General features: G+C 45.8%; 16 protein-coding genes. 13 read left to right on the top strand and 3 right to left on the bottom strand.

Features of this window, described 5'->3' with window-relative positions; translation table 11 throughout:
* Nucleotides 1–119 precede the first annotated feature (119 nt).
* The 3 genes from CWB99_RS00940 (at nucleotide 120) to CWB99_RS00950 (ending at nucleotide 4,548) form a co-directional block, all read left to right on the top strand.
* Nucleotides 120–2,084, top strand: coding sequence for a sensor histidine kinase (locus CWB99_RS00940; protein ID WP_138551860.1), 1,965 nt, complete (start codon nucleotides 120–122; stop codon nucleotides 2,082–2,084).
* Between the two features lie 68 nt (nucleotides 2,085–2,152).
* Complete coding sequence (locus CWB99_RS00945; protein WP_138551859.1) at nucleotides 2,153–3,955, top strand: DUF885 domain-containing protein; 1,803 nt, start codon at nucleotides 2,153–2,155, stop codon at nucleotides 3,953–3,955.
* An 86-nt stretch (nucleotides 3,956–4,041) separates the two neighbouring features.
* On the top strand, nucleotides 4,042–4,548 hold the full coding sequence (locus CWB99_RS00950; protein WP_138551858.1) for a YcgN family cysteine cluster protein: 507 nt from the start codon (nucleotides 4,042–4,044) through the stop codon (nucleotides 4,546–4,548).
* A gap of 11 nt (nucleotides 4,549–4,559) precedes the next feature.
* Here the strand turns inward: CWB99_RS00950 and CWB99_RS00955 are convergent, their stop codons facing one another.
* Nucleotides 4,560–5,645, bottom strand: coding sequence for an MBL fold metallo-hydrolase (locus CWB99_RS00955; RefSeq protein ID WP_138551857.1), 1,086 nt, complete (start codon nucleotides 5,643–5,645; stop codon nucleotides 4,560–4,562).
* Between the two features lie 130 nt (nucleotides 5,646–5,775).
* Between CWB99_RS00955 and CWB99_RS00960 the strand changes: the two genes are divergently transcribed.
* The gene (locus tag CWB99_RS00960; protein ID WP_138551856.1) at nucleotides 5,776–6,042 is read left to right on the top strand and encodes a hypothetical protein; all 267 of its coding nucleotides are present in this window, start codon (nucleotides 5,776–5,778) and stop codon (nucleotides 6,040–6,042) included.
* Nucleotides 6,043–6,105: 63 nt separating this feature from the next.
* On the opposite strand, the gene CWB99_RS00965 is transcribed toward CWB99_RS00960, so the two are convergent.
* Together CWB99_RS00965 and CWB99_RS00970 are read right to left on the bottom strand one after the other, a co-directional pair.
* Nucleotides 6,106–7,056: a carbohydrate kinase family protein gene (locus CWB99_RS00965; RefSeq protein WP_138551855.1), complete on the bottom strand. Its 951-nt coding sequence runs from the start codon at nucleotides 7,054–7,056 to the stop codon at nucleotides 6,106–6,108.
* On the bottom strand, nucleotides 7,053–8,246 hold the full coding sequence (locus CWB99_RS00970) for an AGE family epimerase/isomerase (protein WP_138551854.1): 1,194 nt from the start codon (nucleotides 8,244–8,246) through the stop codon (nucleotides 7,053–7,055). Before CWB99_RS00970 ends, CWB99_RS00965 begins: the two co-directional genes overlap by 4 nt.
* 170 nt (nucleotides 8,247–8,416) lie before the next feature.
* Between CWB99_RS00970 and CWB99_RS00975 the strand changes: the two genes are divergently transcribed.
* The 9 genes from CWB99_RS00975 (at nucleotide 8,417) to CWB99_RS01015 (ending at nucleotide 19,666) form a co-directional block, all read left to right on the top strand.
* Complete coding sequence (locus tag CWB99_RS00975; protein ID WP_138551853.1) at nucleotides 8,417–9,691, top strand: sugar MFS transporter; 1,275 nt, start codon at nucleotides 8,417–8,419, stop codon at nucleotides 9,689–9,691.
* Nucleotides 9,692–9,889: 198 nt separating this feature from the next.
* The gene (locus CWB99_RS00980) at nucleotides 9,890–12,241 is read left to right on the top strand and encodes a GH92 family glycosyl hydrolase (protein WP_138551852.1); all 2,352 of its coding nucleotides are present in this window, start codon (nucleotides 9,890–9,892) and stop codon (nucleotides 12,239–12,241) included.
* Between the two features lie 313 nt (nucleotides 12,242–12,554).
* Nucleotides 12,555–14,444 (top strand): methyl-accepting chemotaxis protein, encoded by a 1,890-nt coding sequence (locus tag CWB99_RS00985; RefSeq protein WP_138551851.1) that lies wholly within the window; start codon nucleotides 12,555–12,557, stop codon nucleotides 14,442–14,444.
* A gap of 188 nt (nucleotides 14,445–14,632) precedes the next feature.
* Nucleotides 14,633–15,385, top strand: a complete 753-nt coding sequence (locus CWB99_RS00990) for a DUF3450 domain-containing protein (RefSeq protein ID WP_138551850.1) — start codon at nucleotides 14,633–14,635, stop codon at nucleotides 15,383–15,385.
* Nucleotides 15,386–15,431: 46 nt separating this feature from the next.
* Entirely contained in the window at nucleotides 15,432–16,766 is a 1,335-nt protein-coding gene (locus CWB99_RS00995; RefSeq protein WP_432760816.1) for a MotA/TolQ/ExbB proton channel family protein, read from the top strand.
* A 2-nt stretch (nucleotides 16,767–16,768) separates the two neighbouring features.
* Nucleotides 16,769–17,296 carry a MotA/TolQ/ExbB proton channel family protein gene (locus CWB99_RS01000; RefSeq protein WP_138551849.1) on the top strand — a complete coding sequence of 176 codons (528 nt, stop codon included), beginning with the start codon at nucleotides 16,769–16,771 and terminating at the stop codon, nucleotides 17,294–17,296.
* A 20-nt stretch (nucleotides 17,297–17,316) separates the two neighbouring features.
* Entirely contained in the window at nucleotides 17,317–17,727 is a 411-nt protein-coding gene (locus tag CWB99_RS01005) for an ExbD/TolR family protein (protein ID WP_010381303.1), read from the top strand.
* An 11-nt stretch (nucleotides 17,728–17,738) separates the two neighbouring features.
* A complete protein-coding gene (locus CWB99_RS01010) occupies nucleotides 17,739–18,344 on the top strand; it encodes an energy transducer TonB (RefSeq protein ID WP_138551848.1) in 606 nt (201 codons plus the stop codon).
* A 17-nt stretch (nucleotides 18,345–18,361) separates the two neighbouring features.
* Nucleotides 18,362–19,666, top strand: a complete 1,305-nt coding sequence (locus CWB99_RS01015; protein WP_138551847.1) for a tetratricopeptide repeat protein — start codon at nucleotides 18,362–18,364, stop codon at nucleotides 19,664–19,666.
* Nucleotides 19,667–19,744: the final 78 nt, after the last annotated feature.

Below are 19,744 nucleotides of genomic sequence, written 5' to 3' on the forward strand. Positions count from 1 at the left end.
CGCAACAGTGTTACATTGGTTTACATTCATGAGGAGCGAGAAAGTTATTTCGTCCGGAATCCACATTTCCTACACGATTTAGACCTATGATAGTTACAAATGGTTACCGAGTCTTGTTCATGCGTTTTATCTTATTGCTTTTAATGGGGTATTTTTTGTTCGCTGGTAAAGTTGTCAGCGCAAATCAACAGCAAAGTATTCTGTTGGGAGACAGCACAACGCAGCGATCGCTGAACGATGCCGTTTTTTTCTTTGACTATGATAACCAAATTAACACAGCTGAAGATGTATACAGATATTCAGAGCAGTTTGTACCTTTAGACAGGATAGAGAAGCGACCACAGCATGCACTTTATTCAAAATGGGTAAGATTGACGTTCGATAACAGAAGTCGCAACACTGACTGGGTGCTGTCATTTGGCTTTGCAAGACTACCTAAACTCGCAGTCTATCAGCTTGACGAAGGTATTCTTCGACAGGTGCACTGGCAGGATGCGCATGCGAGCTTTAACCAGCGTCCTATTCAGGACCCGCAAATGTACCTGCCCCTTGACATTAAATCTGGCAAAAGTGAATTCCTGATTGAGTACCAGACTTTTGCAAATGCGCCAGCCAACTTACGTCTGCATTCCCACGCACATTACTTGTCGACTTCGCAACTTAGCATTTTAACTAACGCCAGCCTGGCTGGAGTGGTTGCAGCCATTTTGCTCATTGTCATCGTGAACCTGGCTTTTAACCGCAACACAACCAATGTCTTTTACGCGTTATGGACCTTACTCTTCTTACTTATCGTAATCGATATGGCCGGTTTTTCTTTTCAGTATTTCTGGCCTAATCATGGTTTCTTCAGCGGTCAGTTCTCAATCGCTCTGATGGCGACAGTGCCGATATTTCATTTGTTATTCGTTCGTGGCTTTTTACAACTTAAGCACTATCACCCTACACTGAACTCTGTCTATATAGCAGCAACCTGGCTTTACATCGGTCTGGTCCCTACCGCATTGTATCTGGAAAGCGTTTATTACAACTTACTGGCCAGTACGTTCGTTATCCCGCTGTTCGTCTATACCTGTATTTGGAGTTTCAGGCAAAGGGGGCCGGGCATGAGAACGTTTACTTACAGTCTGATTAACCACCTGGTGTTTCTAAACCTGTTAACCATAGTGGGTGCCAGCTATGGTAATCTTATTGATGTTTTTGACATCACTTCGTTTATCAAGGTGGGTTATCTTATTGAAGTGTTGCTGTTTACTGTTGCACTGGCATTGCAACATAAGTCACTTCAGGGCCAGCTGGTTAGACATCTCGAGCAGCAGGTGAATGCACTCAATCGCACCGTGGACAGCGAACGTCAGGTGGTAAACGAGCAGGTTAATCAGCTTAAAGCAAAAGAAGAGCAGCTATTTACTGACCTGTCGCACGAATTACGTACACCACTTACCGTGATGAAGATTCAGGTTGAATCATTGCAGTATAACATTGTTGAAAACGTAGAAGATTCTTACGCCAAACTGATGGCCAAGATTGATGAGTTACACAAATTCATTGACCAGCTAATGTTGGTAACCGGCGATAAAGAGGTTGCCAATATTTTGAAAAAAGAAGAGGTTAAAGTTGCACATTTTATGAATGAAACATTTCAGACGTGCATGACCTATGTCGATCCAAAGAAGGCCAGACTCGAAATCATCAATCGACTGGACCCTCATTTTACGATGCAGTTTGACAGACGCTCTATTGGCAACGCGATCTTAGAAGTGGTTAAAAATGCGCTCAAATATGGCGGCGACGGCGTAGATATCAAAATGAGTGCACTGGTTAATGAGCGAAACCTGGTTTTGCGTATTGAAGATTCGGGCATGCCGCTGTCATATGATGCCCATCGACAACTGTTCCAACCTTTGTTCAGAGAGGAAGCATCGCGCAGTTCTCTTAGTGGTGGCAAAGGAATGGGACTGGCCGTGTGCAAAAAAATAATAGAATGCCATGGTGGAAAAATTGATTCACATAATAGCCTGCTTGGCGGCCTGTGCATCGAAATTATCCTGCCTACAGCTGAAGTCGATCTGGCATTGGCATAGAAAACAGTTGTAATCTGTATGATGTCTGTCAGACTGCGCGCGAATTATTAAAGAGTAAGGTTACAGACATGATAAGAAAAACACTGGTCGCGCTCGTAGTCGGTTTAACATTGAGCGGATGTGAAGTGACTTCCCAACATGCCCATTCCCATCAGGTCAGCGCTGAAAAGGTGGATGCAAACGCACAGATGATGGAGCTTGCAGAGGCATACTTCAATGAGAGCGTTACATTGAGCCCACTGTCAGCCACCTTCTTTGGCATGTCTGAGTACAATGACAAATTTGAATCGACACTTGGGCCTGAAACTCTGAAAAAACAGCAAGCATTTACCGCTAAATACCTTGGCCTGCTTGATAAGATAGACAGGGAAGGGCTTTTTGGGCAGGCCAAATTGTCTTTCGACATACTCCATTACGAATTAACACAGCAGCAAGCGGCTGAACAATTTGATGGCCATTTTCTGCCAATCGATCAAATGTATGGAGCACATCACGTATTTGCCTCACTTGGCTCAGGAGAAAGTGCTCAGCCTTTTGAAACAGTAGCAGACTACGGAAACTTTCTTAAACGTGCCGACGGCTTTGTGGCTTGGTTAAGCTCAGCTCAGGAGATGATGTCTCAAGGCATCGAACATCAGGTGGTGTTGCCAAAGGCCATCACGGTTAAAGTTATCCCCCAGTTTAAAGCACATGTGGTTGACCAGGCAGAGGACTCCATTTTCTGGGGACCTATAGAGAATTTACCGGAATCATTTTCTGCGCAAGAAAAACACCAGATAGCTCAGTCCTACAAAAATTACATTGAGCGCACCCTGATCCCGGCTTATCGCGACATGGTTCGTTTCCTTGAAACTAAATATCTACCTGCATCCAGAGAGACCGTTGGTTACAGTGCGTTGCCAAATGGACAAGCCTGGTACCAATACTACATAAAAGAAAACACCACGCTGGATATGAGCGCAGAAGAGATCCATGCACTTGGCCTGAGCGAAGTAAAACGTATCCGCGATGAGATGGGAAGGGTCAAAGAGACAGTCGGGTTTGCGGGTGATCTGCAGGAGTTTTTTCAACACTTGCGTGACAGTGACGAATTTTATTTTTCGTCAGAAGTTGAACTGATAAAAGCGTATGAAGAGGTGAAAAAGAAAATTGATGCGCGCGTACCCCTGTTATTTGATATTCAGCCAAAGGCGGATTACGTTGTAAAGCCGGTTGAAGCATTCCGAGCTGCATCGGCAGCCGGCGCATCATACGAAAGCCCCGCGCCGGACGGATCGCGCCCGGGTGTATTCTATATCAACAGTCATAACCTCAAAGCACAACCCAAATTTATTGTCGAAACCTTGTCGATACATGAAGCAGCGCCCGGTCACCATTTTCAGCTGGCGTTGCAACAGGAAATAGAAGATCTGCCAAAATTCAGAAAGTTTGGTGGTTCAACGGTATTTGTCGAAGGCTGGGCGCTATATGCTGAGAGTTTGGGCAAAGAACTGGGTTTGTTCACCGATCCTTATCAATGGTATGGGCGTCTGGCGGATGAACAATTAAGAGCGATGCGTCTGGTTGTTGATACCGGGCTACATGCCAAAGGCTGGAGTCGTGAGCAGGCCATAGAGTTTATGTTGAAGAACTCATCGATGGCGAAAAGTGATGTAGAAGCGGAAGTTGAGCGTTATATCGCATGGCCTGGTCAGGCGGTATCCTACAAAGTTGGTCAGTTTAAAATTCGCCAGCTGCGCGAATACGCTGAGCAGGCTTTGGGTGAGCGGTTTGATATTCGCGCCTTCCACAATCAGGTGTTAATTGACGGCGCTGTCCCCATGCCTGTGTTACAGGATAAAATCGAGCGCTGGGTTAACTCTCAGCTCTAGCACCATAGTGTTTAAGGCCAGCTTTGCGCTGGTCTTGTTCTTTTAGTACAATCTGCGACCCTTTAGTTTGTGGCAAGTGCGAAGTTATGAGTACAACTCCTTTTTGGATAGAAAAATCGTTGGAAGAAATGAACCAGCAGGAGTGGGAAGCCATTTGTGATGGCTGCGCAAAGTGCTGTTTGCATTCTTTTATAGACTCTGACGAAGAAGAGGAAGAACAATTTAGTAGCACAGATGTACTTCGTGAAGGGGAAGAACTGCTCTATACCGATGTTGTGTGTCAGTACAGCGATGAGCAGACTTGCGCATGTACTCGTTACACAGAAAGACAAACATTAGTTCCCTCATGTGTCCAATTAACCAAGGACAACCTCAAAGATATTTTCTTTATGCCTCAGTCATGTAGTTATCGCAGGCTTCATGAAGGTCGTGGTCTTGCCAGTTGGCACCCGCTGTATCATAACGGCTCGAAACAGGCCATGCATGATGCAGGGATCAGTATTTTGGGCAAAGCTATTAGTGAAAACGACGTGGACCTGGAACATGATTTCGAGGACCACATTGTTACTTGGCCTGAGCTGGATGCCGACTAGGCAACGTCTCATTAAAAGTGAACACTTTCTCCTTCGTTGAGAATATAGAGTGGTTGTTGCGGTGCAATTGCTTGCTTTACGTGCAACAGCCTGAACAAAGCTGAGTGTGATGTCAGATCACCCATCTTCCAGCTCATGTTACCGTACCCCCAAGGTACCACCTGCTTGCAGTTAAGGTCGTTCGCTGCTGCAAGCATATCTTCGGGCGTTAAATGTACATTTCGATACCACTTAGCATATTCGTCATGGTGATAAGAGGCGATTGGTAACAGACAAACATCAATGTTGCCGTAACGTTGCTGTATGTCACGGAAGTGTTGTGAGTAACCGGTATCACCTGCGTAAAACAACGTTTTTCCCTCAAATTCAAAGAGCCAGCCTCCCCAAAGTGTGGCGTCGTTGTCTTCTGTGATATAAGGCACAATGATCCTGCTACTAAAGTGGTGTGCCGGCACGAAATGCACAGTAAGACCCTGGTTTTGTGCACTCGCATACCAGGCCATTTCCTGAATTTTGTAACCGCCATCCGAAAAATAGTCTGCAAATCCCAGCGGTGTATAATAAGTTGGTCCGGTCCCCAAAGTGTCGATGTCCGATTTATTGAAGTGATCATAATGTATGTGGGAATAAACAACGGCGCTTAGCTGGTCCAGCTCAGGTTCAGAAGGCCAGTCTGGTTCAGTTCGATAAAAACCGCCAGTCAGCTTGAATCCTACATCTATCGGCCAGTCGAATTGTTCGCTTACCGGATCCACAAGTACCTGCTGGCCATCGGGCATAGTCAGTAAAAAGCTCGCATGACCCAGCCATTTCACGTAAAAACCGAGTTCAGGGACTATGTCGGGGCGGTCGCCTATGTACTGACATTGCTCCATGTCGCCCTGGCATTGAATAAGTGGCGTATCCGGATAACACGCTTCTTCACAGGTATAGGGGTATGTTTCAGGTTGCTTGTAGAGGTTAGCAAATCGGTCAGTATACCCCTCGGAAGTCTTATATTTAACAACAGTCTGATCTGACTGTTCAACTGCAACTTGATTGGCAGTACATGCACCAAGAAAAAGAGTAAAAGGAAAGAGGAAGTGGGCTTTGCTCATATAATGGGTCTTTTTTAGTTCTTCTAATGTGTTAGGCTTTGGTTGCATAGTACAAGTGACAGACATAATATCAAACATTCAGATGTAAACAGGTATGTATTTGGCTGGGTGTTGTTGTCAGAGGTATATAATGGATAGAGTAGCGCCTGAAACTTGGTACGCAGTGGGCTTTTTTTTCTCTCTTATTTTAGGGCCATTTTTTATTGGCCTGTGTTTGATGAAACTTTATCGGTTTTATCGTCCCAAGGATGTGCCAGAGTCTGATGAGAACTCAGTGTCGGTGGTATCCCAGATAAGTGCTCAGCGTGATGGTTTTTTTAAGATGTATCTGCTTGGTCTGGCGGTGTGTTCACCCGGGTTTTACTACATCTATATGCGTTTTCTGGTGCACATTTAACCCTCAGGCTTAATTAAGCAATTTGGTATAAAGGGACATCCTTGTACCTTCTCTCACAAAGTTTTATTCAACATCTTCGAAGCTGGGTAATGAATCAAACGCGCCATAGCGTGTTACAGCAAATGCACCACAGCGGCTGGCATAAGCAATGGCACTGTTCACCGCTGATTGGTTTGCCAAAAACGCATCAATACTTTGCTCATTCTGAGCACGAATAATTGCTGCCAATAATCCGCCAACGAATGCGTCTCCCGCGGCGGTGGTGTCAACAGCATTTACGTTCGGGACATTCACTGTGCTTTGATAAGACTGCCCATAAAAGTGAATGGGGTTTTTGCCGTCGGTGACGACCAGTAACTGCACATTGGCCGCCGTGATGGCTTCAATAGTATGTGACAGTGGTTGTTCTGGGTGGCTTTGTGCGTTCAGAAATACCAGCTCTTCATGGGAGAGTTTAACGATATCTGAAAGCGAAATTACATGCCAGATGCGTTTGGTACAGTGGGTCAGAGATGTCCACAGGTTTTCTCTCAGATTCATATCGAAACTTGTGTGCATGCCGTGCTCTCGAGCCTGAGTTAGCGCATAAATTGTCGTTTTATAGATGCTGTTTTCGGTCAGGCTGTTACTGCAGACATGTATCAGTGAATGGGTGTCAAACATTGTTTCGACAAAATCGTCTGCCCGAAATAACAGATCCGCCGCGGGTGGGCGGTAGAAACTAAAACTCCGTTCTCCCGTGTCGTCCAGTGAAACAAATGCCAATGCGGTTTTTGCTTGGTCTGTCACTTTCACATAGTCACAGTTAACCTCATACTGCGCCAAAGCGCGCTTGATAAAGTGACCAAACATGTCGTCACCTACCATGCCACAAAAGCTTGCATCTACGCCCTGACGCGCTGCTGCGACTGCGACATTCGCAGGCGCACCACCAGCATATTTTGTAAAAGATTCAGGCTCTTTGCCGTCTGAAAGAAAATCTATCAGGGCTTCGCCAAAACATACCAGGCTCATTGTGCCTCCCGCTTAAGTTGTTGGGCTCTGAGTACCTCGTAGCAAGCGCCCATGGTATGGTAGTCGGTTTTTCCGGCCGGACTTTTTTCATTGCTGTAGGCTTGGTTTTTACGATCCAGGATCCGATACCAGGCGCCGTGTTCATGATCAATCATGTGCTCCCAGCAATACTGCCATATTTTGTCATACCACTGCCAGTAGAGAGGGTCGCCTGTTGCATCGGCAAGTAGGGCCGCAGCTGCGAAGCTTTCGGCCTGTACCCAGAAATACTTATCAGAATCACAAATGCTGCCATCAGGCGCAAAACCATAAAATATCCCGCCGTTCTCTGCATCCCAGGCGATGTCCAAAGCCTTGTCGAATAACGCTCTTGCACGCTCCAGCATCCAGTCTTGTGGGCTATGGCGATACAAGATCAGAAGTAGTTTGGTCCATTCTGTTTGATGCCCTGGCTGAAAACCCCAGGGACGGAAAAGGTGTTTTGGGTTATCCAGGTTATACTGCCAATCAATTTGCCAGTCGGGTGTATAGTGCTCCCAGATCAACCCATCGGCCAGTTCAGCCTGCTGCACTGTCATCGTAAGTGCAAGTGACTGGGCACGCTCCAGAAACTTGTTTTCTGATGTTGCTTCAAAGCACATTAGTAATGCTTCACACATATGCATATTGGCATTTTGGCCACGATAAGGGTCTGCGCTGCTAAAATCGCCGTTGTATTCATCTAAATAAAGCTGAAATTCAGGCTGATAGTATTTTGCTTCCAGCAAAGTCCAGACGGACTCTATGGTTGTTGCAGCTGATGTTATGCCAGCCTTGAGCGCCACGGCATTGGCCAGTAAGACAAAAGCGAGTCCATAGCAGTGGTTCGTATCGTCTTCGACCTGGTTGTTATTCAGCACCCAAGCGTATCCACCGTTAGGTTGCTTGTGTGATTGTTCCAGAAAGTCCAGACCGTGTTTTACTTGTGCCAAATAGTCAGGATCGAGTGTTTGTAAATAAGCCATGGCATAGTTAAAAACAAAACGTGTACTTGAAACTAAGTGACGTACATGTGCATTGTAAACCGTGCCGTCATCGAGAAAGTGGTGAAAAAACCCGCCCTGAGGGTCGATACATCTGGGGTGGTAGAACGCCATTGTTCGTTCAATATGTTTAAGTAAAAAGTGATCGTTTCTGAAGTTTATTGACATAACCTTTCCAGTCAGTGGTTATTCCGCCAGAGTAAATTGACCCGGCAATGCTTATTTTTGAACTCACTTTAGCATTATCAAAAATAAATTGGAACGGTCCAATAAAACATTTGTGATTTTTCTGTAACAGTGTGTAGAATCTCTAAATCCTTTAACACGGAGTATTCCAAGTGAGTGAAATCAACACTAATCAAAGTTATGTTGCCAGTGGAGATGCAAAAAACAACAACTATTTGTTGCCATTGACAGCAATGACGACCCTGTTTTTCTTGTGGGGATTTATTACTGTATTAAACGACGTACTTATCCCGCGTCTTAAAGCGGTGTTTGACCTGAGCTATACCGAAGCAATGCTGGTACAGTTTTGTTTCTTCAGCGCTTATTTTATCGTTTCTTTACCTGCCGGCGCGTTTTTGAAGCGTTTTGGTTATAAAAATGGTGTACTGACCGGCCTTGTAATAGCGGCTGGCGGATGTTTGTTGTTTTATCCTGCTGTAGTGGTTCATGAATACTGGCTTTTCTTAACGGCTTTGTTTGTGCTGGCGTCGGGTATTACCGTATTGCAAGTCTCTGCAAACCCATACGTAGCAGCCCTGGGGCCAGAAAAAACGGCATCCAGCCGGTTAAACCTCGCACAAGCCCTTAATTCACTGGGGACTACAGTAGGCCCGGCAGTTGGTGGTATGTTGCTGTTTGGTGCTGGGGCCAGCGTAGCAACCGATGCGGCCAGTGCCGACTCGGTCAAAGTGCCTTATCTGATACTGGCTGGTGCGTTGTTACTTATTGCGGCAGTGTTTGCATTCCTAAAACTACCGACCATTGAAGCACATACAGAAGAGGGTGACTGTAAGGCTCGCGGCCACAAGTTGACAGAAGCGCCACACTTGGTGATGGGGGTGGCTGCCATTTTTTGCTATGTCGGCGCTGAAGTGGCAATTGGCAGCTTTTTGGTAAACTACTTTGCAGAGCCTTCAATTGCAGGGATGGAAGAGCATACCGCAGCGAAATACATCTCTTACTACTGGGGTGGTGCTATGGTGGGCAGATTCATTGGTTCGGCCGCACTTCAGAAGATAGCACCTTCGAAAGCCCTGATGTTTAATGCAATTGCAATTATTGCATTGTTACTGCTAACTATGTCTACCGATGGCAAGCTGGCTATGTTTGCGGTGCTGGCCGTCGGTCTGTTTAACTCTATTATGTTCCCGACTATCTTCTCCATCGCCATCGAAGGCCTGGGCTCTTTGACCAGTAAGGGGTCAGGCTGGCTGTGTCTGGCAATTGTTGGTGGCGCATTGATCCCGCTGGTGCAAGGCCTTGTGGCTGATAACGCCGGGATCCAGATCAGCTTTATAGTACCTATGGTGTGTTACGTGTTTATCGCCTGGTATGGCCTGAATGTTGTGTCACTTTACAAGCAGTGGCAGCAAAAGGTCGAAAGTTAAAATTTATCGCGTCAAGCCGGCTCGATAGCCGGCTTTTGTTATTCTATCGTTAGCCATTGTCTTTTTCCTCCTGCTATACCTACATTTATCTGCATTCTTTTCTTATCCTGTTTCTATTGAATACGTATTCATTTGCAGTGTAAGATAACGTGAGTTGGAACGGTCCAAATAATAACAAATTAAAGATAGGAGAGGTGCATGTTTCGCATCATATCAGCAGCCACCACGGCTGCTTTGATATCTGTCTCATCGTTAGGGGTGGCGCAGGAGTCTAATACGCAGTGGGTAGATCCATTTATAGGTACTGGCGGGGACGGTCACACGTTTCCCGGTGCGGTTGTGCCTTTTGGCATGGTACAACTTAGCCCGGATACCGACAATCCAATGCGCGGCGTCTCACCGCAGCCCGAGATATACAAGCGCTGCGCCGGATATCATTACGACGACACCACGATAGTCGGTTTCTCCCATACGCACTTTTCAGGCACAGGTCATTCAGACCTTGGGGATCTGCTGGTTATGCCAATCAGCGGTGAGGTAAAAACCAATCCCGGAACGGCGGAAGATCCAGATTCAGGGTATCGTTCACGTTTTTCTCATCAGCAGGAATGGGCAGAAGCGGGTTACTATGGGGTAGAGTTACAAGATTACAATATAAAGGCTGAGCTCACCGCGAGCCCCAGAGTCGGTATGCATCAGTATACCTTCAAAAACGGCGGGCAGGGCCATGTTTTGTTTGATCTGACCAGCGCTATATACAACTTCGAGAACAAGGTTATCTGGAGCGATATTCGTAAAATCAATGATACTACATTGGTTGCTTATCGAGCCACCAATGGTTGGGCGCGCAACCGTCAAATGTACTTTGCGATAGAGTTCTCTCAACCGATAGACAATTACCGTTTTATCAATGAAGACAACATGCGTTATCGTTGTATGGGATGCCTGGGAAAAGAAAAGCACTCTACGATTGAAAATAAAGCGGTCAAAATGACCGCGGGTAAAGCCGTTAAATTCGTTGCCAGTTTCGACGACGTCGAAAACAAACCATTGAAGATTAAAGTGGCACTTTCTGCGGTTAGCCGCAGTAATGCGCTCGAAAACCTCAAAGCTGAGATCCCTCACTGGGATTTCGATAAGGTGCGCGCAGATGCAAATGCTCAGTGGGCCAGCTATCTGGACAAGGTTGATGTTGAGGGCACCCGTTCCGAAAAGCGTCAATTTTATACCGCGCTCTACCATGCGTTACAGGCGCCAAGCATATATCAGGACGTCAATGGACAATATCGCGGCGTAGACGGCGAAATTCATGATGGTAAAGGCTTTGAGCATTATACTTTGTACTCGCTTTGGGATACCTACCGAGCGTTACACCCGCTGTTGACCTATATCGACCCGGACAGAGTGTCTGGCATGATACAGTCTATGCTGGTTCACTATCAGCAAAGCTATGAAAAGATGCTACCCATCTGGTCATTCCATGCACATGAGACCTGGACCATGATTGGCTATCATGCGGTATCAGTTATCGCCGATGCCTACCTTAAGGGGATCCGGGATTATGATGTAGATCTGGCCGTTGAAGCCATCATTAATACAGCCAATAACCCGGTTTATGATGCCATCCCTGAGTACAAAAAGTTTGGTTACGTACCAATGGATGTATTGCCTGAATCTGTCTCTATTACACTGGAATATGCCTATGACGATTTTGCAATTGCCAGAATGTTTGAGGCGATGGGTAAAAGCGAACAGGCGAAGCAATATTATGCACGCGCTATGAGCTACAAAAATGTGTTCGATCCACAAAGTGGTTTTATGCGTGGTCGTGACAGCCAGGGTCGATGGGATCCAGAGTTTAACCCTTTTAAAGCAAAGTACATGGGGCCTTTCACAGAAGGAAACGCCATGCAGTACAGCTTTTATGTACCTCAGGATGTAGCCGGGTTGATCGATTTGATGGGCGGAGATGACGCCTTTACTCAGCGCCTCGATGATTTGTTTGATACGCCTTTGTCTCAAGAAATGATTAAGGAGCATGAAGATATTGCAGGCCTGATTGGTAACTATGCTCACGGCAATGAACCAAGTCATCATATTGCCTATTTGTATAACTATGCAGGTAAACCCTGGAAAACCCAGGAGCGAATCCGCCAAATCATGGATACGCTGAGCTCGGATAAGCCTGATGGTCTTGCCGGTAATGATGACGTAGGTCAGATGTCTGCCTGGTATATTTTCTCTGCAATGGGCTTTTATCCAGTAGCGCCTGGCGACCTGGCTTATGCAATTGGTGCACCTCAAACGCCAAAGGTCACGCTTAAGCTCGCAAACGGCAAGCAGTTTACGACAACAGCCGTGGGGTTGAGCAAAACACATAAATATATTCAGTCGGTTACCTTAAACGGAAAAGCACTAAAGCGCAGTTACCTGACACACGATGACATCATGGCTGGTGGTGAGCTTAAATATGTGATGAGCGATAAACCCAATAAAAATTGGGGTAAAGGCCTGACGGCAAGACCGCCTGCTTTATCTGAATATAAGTAAACTCGCATGTCGACCAGATGATCACATAGTAAGCCTGAATGAGTTGAACCAGGATGCAGGTAAAAACTGTACCGGACGAAATAAAGACAAGTTTGTGATGATCATTGTAAGTAATAAAAAAGGTGGGATTTGTCCCGCCTTTTTTCATTTTGAGTTGTGAAACCTGAACAATAACTAATCAGTTGAAAAATAAATCGTGAAAACAAGTGTATAATTAACTTTAGGCAACAAAAGTTTCGCCGATAAGGTAAGACAAACTCGTTAAGATTTGGTAAAACAAATTTGTATTAGTAGAATTAAGACAGGGCTTCCCATGTTCAGTGCGCTCAAATTTACAACTAAAATAACACTGGCCGCTTCATTGGTGCTGGTGATCGTACTTTCCCTCTTTACCGTGAACAACTTTATCCTGATGCGCTCACAAACGCAGGCCCAGTTAACCCTGGTGTTACAGGAGATCTCTGAGTCGGTTTCGCAAAATATTGCTAACTGGTTAAACGACCGGTTGGATATAGTTAGCGCTGTCGCCGGTGGACACCGCAGCAATGACGCTTACTCAGACATACTAAGGCGGGTTCAGACAGCACATGAGGCTGGTCACTTCAAGAATACTTTTATCGGTACGCCTGATGGTCAGTTTGTACTAAATGACACAACAGTGGTGTTGCCTAGTGACTTTGATGCCACGCAAAGGCCTTGGTACAAATTGGCGGAACGAAAGCAAGACACTGCATTTACCACGCCTTATATCGATGTGACGAGCAACGAGCTCACCATCACAGCCGTTGTGCCCATTATGAACAATGGGCGTTTCTCTGGTGTCGCCGGCGGAGACATCGACATGGCAACTATTACAGACATAGTGAATGAAATTGACTTTCTCGGCTATGGGTATGGTTTCCTGTTAGATGCGGAAGGTCGGATCCTAAGCCACCCGGATACCCAACTCAACGATAAACCAATGACAGATCTGTTCGGCACTAAGCTTCCACTATCAGAGACGTTTGCCGATCTGACCATTGATGGAAAAGAAAAGCTGGTGTCATTTATTAAAATGCGCGGTATTAAAAATGTTGACTGGTACCTGGGCGTAGTGATAGACAAAGAGATAGCCTACAGCTCTGTGGCGTCTTTTAGAAATATGGCCCTGATCTATATGCTGGTGGGCGTTTTGGTCATAGTTGTTATGCTACAGCTGCTGCTTAAATATCTGATGCGGCCAATGGTTCACTTAAACGAAGCGATTAAAGACATAGCCCAGGGAGAAGGTGATTTGACCCGCAGACTGGAGGTTGAAAACAACGATGAGTTTGGTGAGCTGTCCAATTACTTCAACCTGTTTGTAGACAAAATCCATGAGAGTATTTCTAAAGTAAAAGAGACCACGCTGGCACTTGAGCAGGTTATGGCGGGGCTGCAATCGCAAACACAGGGCGCACTCGATATCTACACAGAGCAAACCAAGCGTACCGACAGTGTCGCGACGGCGATCAATGAATTATCATCCAGTGCTGTAGAGATTTCAAATAATGCCAAACACGCCTCAGAGCTGGCGACTGAGGCAAATAGTTTGTCCAGTCAGGGCCAGATGGCACTGAATGCCAACATTGAAGAGATTGGCTCGTTGAGCGCCAAAATGCAAAAAGCGCAATCGACAATTGATGGCCTGGATAAACTCACCGCAAGTATAGGTCAGGTGCTAGAAGTTATTAAAGGCGTCAGTGAACAAACCAACTTGTTGGCGCTAAATGCCGCAATCGAAGCTGCACGTGCCGGCGAAGCCGGACGAGGGTTCGCAGTTGTGGCCGATGAAGTAAGACAGCTAGCCCAGCGTACCCAGGAGTCGACTCAGGAAATTGAAAATACGATAGGTGAATTGCAGCAAGGTTCGGCATCAGCCGTTGCGGTCATGAAGTCAAGTATCGATGACTCCAGCAATAGCGCACAGCAAGCGCAATCCGCCGGGACTAAGATGCAGGAAGTTACTCATGCCATAGACTCTATCGACGGTGTAAACCATGCCGTTGCCAGTGCAACGCAAGAGCAAAATGCAGTGATCCAGTCACTCGATAGCGATATTCATGGCATCAGTGATCTGTGTGTTGAAGGCAGTGACAGTCTGAACAAGACGCTCCGGGAATGTCAGACATTAAAATTGCAATTTGATGAACTCGAAAACATGCTCGCCAAATTTAAAGTGTAATCTTTCCGAAGGCTGCGAATACGCAGCCTTTTTTAATTTATTGCATAAGTATAAATAAACCCCTCCATGACCGATATATGACAGCTGTAACCTAAATGTATTTTTAGCGCAACATGGATGTCATTTAGGCACATTAGACTGCACGCAATTCCAATATAGCAACAAGCAAATATTAAAAGGTGTATGCGATGAAGTGCGTTAACCACTTGCTATTAGCAGGTATGGTCGCCGTTGCGGCTAATGCTCAGGCAAATGATCTGGATAAGGTCATTGATTCAAGTTCGGCTATTAACCAGTCAGCCCTCCAATCACAGAATAAAATCAATTCTATTGCAGATGACATGCAATCAAGACTGCAAAAGTTCAGAACACTGAATAAAGAAATTGATGGCCTGGTTGTTTACAACAGCCAGTTAGACAAGCAGATCAAAAATCAACTAGAAGAAATGGCTGCGATTAACGAGTCTATGGATCAGGTGTCTGTGATTGAACGTCAGATCACGCCGCTGATGATGCGTATGATCACAGGTCTTGAGCAATTCGTTGCACTGGATGTTCCTTTCCTAAAAGAAGAGCGAGCAGAGCGTATTGCTAAGCTACAAGCAATGATGGACCGCGCGGATGTTTCTTCAAGTGAAAAGTTCCGTCGTGTACTCGAAGCCTATCAGGTAGAAGTTGAGTACGGACGCACCATCGAAGCTTACTCTACTTTGCTGACGGTAGACGGTCAGGAACGAGAAGTTGATATGCTACGCATAGGTCGCCTTGAACTGCTTTACGTGACCAAAGATGGCAGCAAAGCGGGCAGCTGGAACAAAGACAGCAAGTCATTTACTGCACTGCCAGACACCAACATCAGTCAAATCAACAAGGGTATCCGCATCGCGCGTAAGCAACTGGCACCGGATATGTTAACTCTGCCAATTCAGGCTGCAGAATAAGAGGTATATGATGAACTTTTTTAAATCTTTCAGCCTAAAAACCGTAATGGCAGCAACGCTTGCATTATCTAGCTCAGCGTTTGCAGCAGAACAAGCAATGGACCTGGATACACTGTTAAAGCAACTTGAACAGGGTCAGAGTGCACAAAATGCACAAAATGCACAGCGTGAAGCCCAGTTTAAAGCGCAACAGAGCGAGCAGGTAAGAATGTTGCGCGAATTGACCGCTAACCGTGATGGCGAACTCAATCGCTCAGAGCGCCTGGAAACTCAGTTCGAAGAAAACGAAATTAAGCTGGGTAATTTGGGCGACACGCTTTCAAAGCGCATGGGGTCATTGAAGGAACTGTTCGGTGTACTTCAGCAAGTAGCCGGCGATTCAAGCAACAAATTCCGTACCTCAGTTGTTTCTGCAGAAATTCCGAACCGTAGTGCATTTATGGATGACATGGCCAAGCGCATGGGCTCAAGCACTAAACTGGCGTCTATCGAAGACATCGAAAAAGTTTGGGTTGAGCTGCAACGTGAAATGACAGAGCAGGGGAAAGTATCTCGCTATACTACGGATGTGATTGTAGCGGGCGGTGCCAAAGAGCAAAAAGAAGTTTTGCGTGTGGGTGCGTTTAACCTGATTGCTGATGGTAAATACCTGTCTTACAACCCGGAAACCAATACACTGTCTGAGCTGACCCGTCAGCCTACAGCACGTTTTATGGAAAGTGCAGCTGAGCTTCAATCTGCGCAATCTGGTGCCGTTGACTTTGCACTAGACCCGACAGGCGGCTCAATCCTGGGTCTGTTGGTTCAGGCGCCAAATACTAAAGAGCAAGTGGAGCAGGGCGGAGCCGTTGGTTACGTTATTCTTGGTGTTGGTCTGATTGCATTGTTAATTGCCCTGGAGCGCTTTATTTCTCTGATGATTATGGGTGCGAAAATCAACCGTCAGCTGAAAGATTCTGTTGCACGCGAAGACAACCCGCTTGGCCGCGTAATGAAAGTCAAAGAGCAATATCCGGATGTTGCCTATGACACATTAGAGCTTAAGTTAAGTGAAGCCATCCTGCGTGAAATGCCGAAAATTACACGTAACCTGACTCTGATTAAGATTATCTCAGTGGTAGCGCCCCTATTGGGTCTGCTCGGTACTGTAACCGGTATGATTAATACCTTCCAGGCGATTACCCTGTTTGGTACAGGTGACCCGAAACTGATGGCCGGTGGTATTTCAACAGCACTTGTTACAACCGTACTGGGTCTGGTGGTCGCGATTCCTACCGTATTCCTTTACACCCTGCTTAACACGCGTTCTCGTAATTTGCTGCTTATCCTTCAGGAGCAAAGTGCAGGCATCATTGCTGAGCGCAGCGAGAAAGGAGCGTAATTGTGGTTCTTTTAGTAGATGCAATCAATGCGCTACGTGAGTTCCTAGACACAGGTGGCCAGGTTCTCCTGGTCATCGGAATGGTCACATTTGTGATGTGGCTGTTGATCCTCGAACGCTTTATGTTTGTGTTCGGCAAGTTCAGAGCCTATCGCAAAGATCTGCTGAACAGCTGGACAAGTCGAGAGGAAAGAAACAGCTGGAACGCAGAGCAGATCCGTCTGGCCATGATCTCACGAGCAGGAATTCAGCTTAACTCTAACCTGCCTTATATCAATGTCATGGTTGCCCTGTGTCCGCTACTTGGGCTGCTAGGTACGGTAACTGGCATGATTGAAGTATTTAACGTGATGGCAATCACAGGGTCGGGAAGTGCCCGGTCTATGGCTGCCGGTGTTTCTAAAGCAACGATCCCAACCATGGCTGGTATGGTTGGCGCGCTGTCAGGGGTTTTTGCCTCTACTTTCTTGCAACGCAAGGCAAAGCGCGAAGTAGAACTGTTAGAAGACAAGCTGTTGCTTGATCACTAGAAAAGAATTGAGGAAACGTAATGAGAGCTCCATTAGCAAAGGTTTTTCAGGAAGAAGAAGCCGAAGAAATTAACATGACACCCATGCTGGACGTTGTATTCATCATGCTTATCTTCTTCATCGTAACTGCATCGTTTGTTAAAGAAGCAGGCATCGATGTAAACCGTCCAGAAGCGGCGACTGCAGTTAAAAAGCAGCGTGCAAATATACTTGTTGCCATTTCAGACAAAGGCGAAATTTGGATTAACAAACGCCAGGTTGATATCCGTGCCGTGCAGGCAAACATTGAGCGTCTGAAAGCAGAAAACCCGCAGGGTAGCGTGGTCATTCAAGCCGATAAGAAGGCAACAACCGATACCTTAATCAAGGTAATGGATGCATCTCGTGCTGCAGGCGCATTCGATGTATCAATTGCAGCCCAGGAATCATAGGAATAGAAAAGATGCGTTACTTACTAGCACTCGTTATTGCAGGTATTGTGACTTTTTTCTTGTTTCTTGGTATGCAGGCACTGATCACAGGCGGAGAAGGCAAGATGGACGAGCCTGTTAAGGGCAACGTGCTTGATTTTGTCCGCCTGAAAAAAGAAGAAACTGTTGAGAAAAAAGAACGTAAGCCACAAAAACCACCAACACCCAAAGAGCCGCCTCCGCCAATGGATGCTCCTCAGATGCAAAGCAACAACCTGGATGCCGCTGGAGCCGACTTTAACTTCAGCGCAGATGTCGCTGCTGACGTCGACCTTGCTGGTGGCCTGGCATTGGAATCCAGCGATGGTGAATATCTGCCAATTGTTAAAGTGGCACCTGTCTATCCAAGACGCGCGCTTTCTCGGGGTATTGAAGGCTACGTCATAGTTGAGTTTGTGGTAACTAAACAAGGCACGGTGAGAGATCCTGTTGTCGTCAAAGCTGAACCCGAGAATATTTTTGAACGCGCGGCAATGGATGCAGCGTTGAAATTTAAGTATAAGCCTCGTGTTGTGAACGGTGAAGCGGTAGAAGTGGCCGGAGTTCAGAACAAGATCTCATTCCAGATAAATGGCTAACAGACAAAGGTGCGATTATGAAATTATTTAAAAAAGCCTTGTTAGTGAGTGCACTGAGTTGTACCGCCCTGGTAGCGCCAAGCTTAATTTCGGTGTTGCCTGGCGTTGACCTTGCTGTTGCTCATGCAGAAACCAAAACCAAGCGTGTTCCGGCCCTGCGCGAGAAAGTATACAGCCAGCTTGCTCGTGCTCAAAAACTCGCTGATGACGGTGACGTCAAGGCCGGCCTTGAGGTGCTCGACTCAATTAAGGAGCGCTCTGGTAGCATGAATTCCTATGAAATTGCCATGATGCACAATTTTTATGGGTTCATCTATTACAATGAAAATCAGCTTGATAAAGCTATTGCGTCTTTTGAACAGGTAGTAGCCGAAGAAGCGATCCCTGAATCTTTGAGATTATCGACAACCTTCAGCCTGGCGCAGCTGGCGATGGCAAACGGTGATTATAAAGCAACAGTTGATTATCTCGACAGATGGAAGAAAATAAATACTCAACCGATTAAAAGTAATTACTACGTATTAAAAGCGCAGGCTTTATACCAGGATAAAAATTATCAGTCAGCGGTTGAAAATATTAATGTAGCAATATCGTTAACAGAGAGTGAGGGGAATGTACCCAAGGAAAACTGGTTAGTTTTACAAAGGGCATTATATTACTCTTTAAATCAGCCGAAAAAGGTGGCTGATGTTTTAGAAAAAATGGTCAAACTGTTTGATAAGCCAGAGTACTGGGTTCAGTTAGCTGGTATGTTTGGTGAGCTGGGTGCAGAGAAGAAGCAATTGGCTCTGCTTGAAACGGCTAAGCAGCGAGGTTTTCTTCAAAAACGTAGCGATATTATTCAGCTTGCTCAGGTTTACTTGTTTAACGGTTTACCGTACAAAGCTGCTGTTGCATTGGACGAAGGTATTAAAAAAGGCGTAGTTGAAGGCAATGCCAAAAATTATGCTTTTATCGCTGAGGCCTATGTACAGTCAAAAGACGAGAGTAAATCTATCGACTACTTCGCCAAAGCAGACAAAGACGTGAGTCATGGTAACTATCTTCAGCGCATAGCCGAAGTGTATATCAATCTGGAAAAGTTTGATGAAGCCGCTGATGCAGCGCGCAGTGCTCTGGACAAAGGGGACCTTACCTTTGAATCGAATGCTTATGTTGCATTGGGGATGGCACAGTATAATCTGAAAAATTTTGATGCTTCTATACTTGCGTTTGAACAAGCAGAAAAGCATAAAAAGTCGGCTAATCTTGCCAAGCAATGGATAAAGTACGTTAAACGTGAAAAAATTCATGCTGAAACACTAAAACAAGCTTTATTATGATTTTATAATCGCAACACCAAAGCCGCCTTAGGGCGGTTTTTTTATGCCTGAAAAATAAAAATCATTACCTAAATTGAA

The sequence above is a fragment of the Pseudoalteromonas rubra genome, from assembly GCF_005887095.1.
GTDB classification, from domain to species: Bacteria; Pseudomonadota; Gammaproteobacteria; order Enterobacterales; family Alteromonadaceae; genus Pseudoalteromonas; species Pseudoalteromonas rubra_E.

Excerpts from the sequence above, each read along its gene's own strand:
- CWB99_RS00940 (WP_138551860.1), top strand. The coding sequence starts at position 120 with ATGCGTTTTATCTTATTGCTTTTAATGGGGTATTTTTTGTTCGCTGGT.
- CWB99_RS00945 (WP_138551859.1), top strand. The coding sequence starts at position 2,153 with ATGATAAGAAAAACACTGGTCGCGCTCGTAGTCGGTTTAACATTGAGC.
- CWB99_RS00950 (WP_138551858.1), top strand. The coding sequence starts at position 4,042 with ATGAGTACAACTCCTTTTTGGATAGAAAAATCGTTGGAAGAAATGAAC.
- CWB99_RS00955 (WP_138551857.1), bottom strand. The coding sequence starts at position 5,645 with ATGAGCAAAGCCCACTTCCTCTTTCCTTTTACTCTTTTTCTTGGTGCA.
- CWB99_RS00960 (WP_138551856.1), top strand. The coding sequence starts at position 5,776 with ATGGATAGAGTAGCGCCTGAAACTTGGTACGCAGTGGGCTTTTTTTTC.
- CWB99_RS00965 (WP_138551855.1), bottom strand. The coding sequence starts at position 7,056 with ATGAGCCTGGTATGTTTTGGCGAAGCCCTGATAGATTTTCTTTCAGAC.
- CWB99_RS00970 (WP_138551854.1), bottom strand. The coding sequence starts at position 8,246 with ATGTCAATAAACTTCAGAAACGATCACTTTTTACTTAAACATATTGAA.
- CWB99_RS00980 (WP_138551852.1), top strand. The coding sequence starts at position 9,890 with ATGTTTCGCATCATATCAGCAGCCACCACGGCTGCTTTGATATCTGTC.
- CWB99_RS00985 (WP_138551851.1), top strand. The coding sequence starts at position 12,555 with ATGTTCAGTGCGCTCAAATTTACAACTAAAATAACACTGGCCGCTTCA.
- CWB99_RS00990 (WP_138551850.1), top strand. The coding sequence starts at position 14,633 with ATGAAGTGCGTTAACCACTTGCTATTAGCAGGTATGGTCGCCGTTGCG.
- CWB99_RS00995 (WP_432760816.1), top strand. The coding sequence starts at position 15,432 with ATGGCAGCAACGCTTGCATTATCTAGCTCAGCGTTTGCAGCAGAACAA.
- CWB99_RS01005 (WP_010381303.1), top strand. The coding sequence starts at position 17,317 with ATGAGAGCTCCATTAGCAAAGGTTTTTCAGGAAGAAGAAGCCGAAGAA.
- CWB99_RS01010 (WP_138551848.1), top strand. The coding sequence starts at position 17,739 with ATGCGTTACTTACTAGCACTCGTTATTGCAGGTATTGTGACTTTTTTC.
- CWB99_RS01015 (WP_138551847.1), top strand. The coding sequence starts at position 18,362 with ATGAAATTATTTAAAAAAGCCTTGTTAGTGAGTGCACTGAGTTGTACC.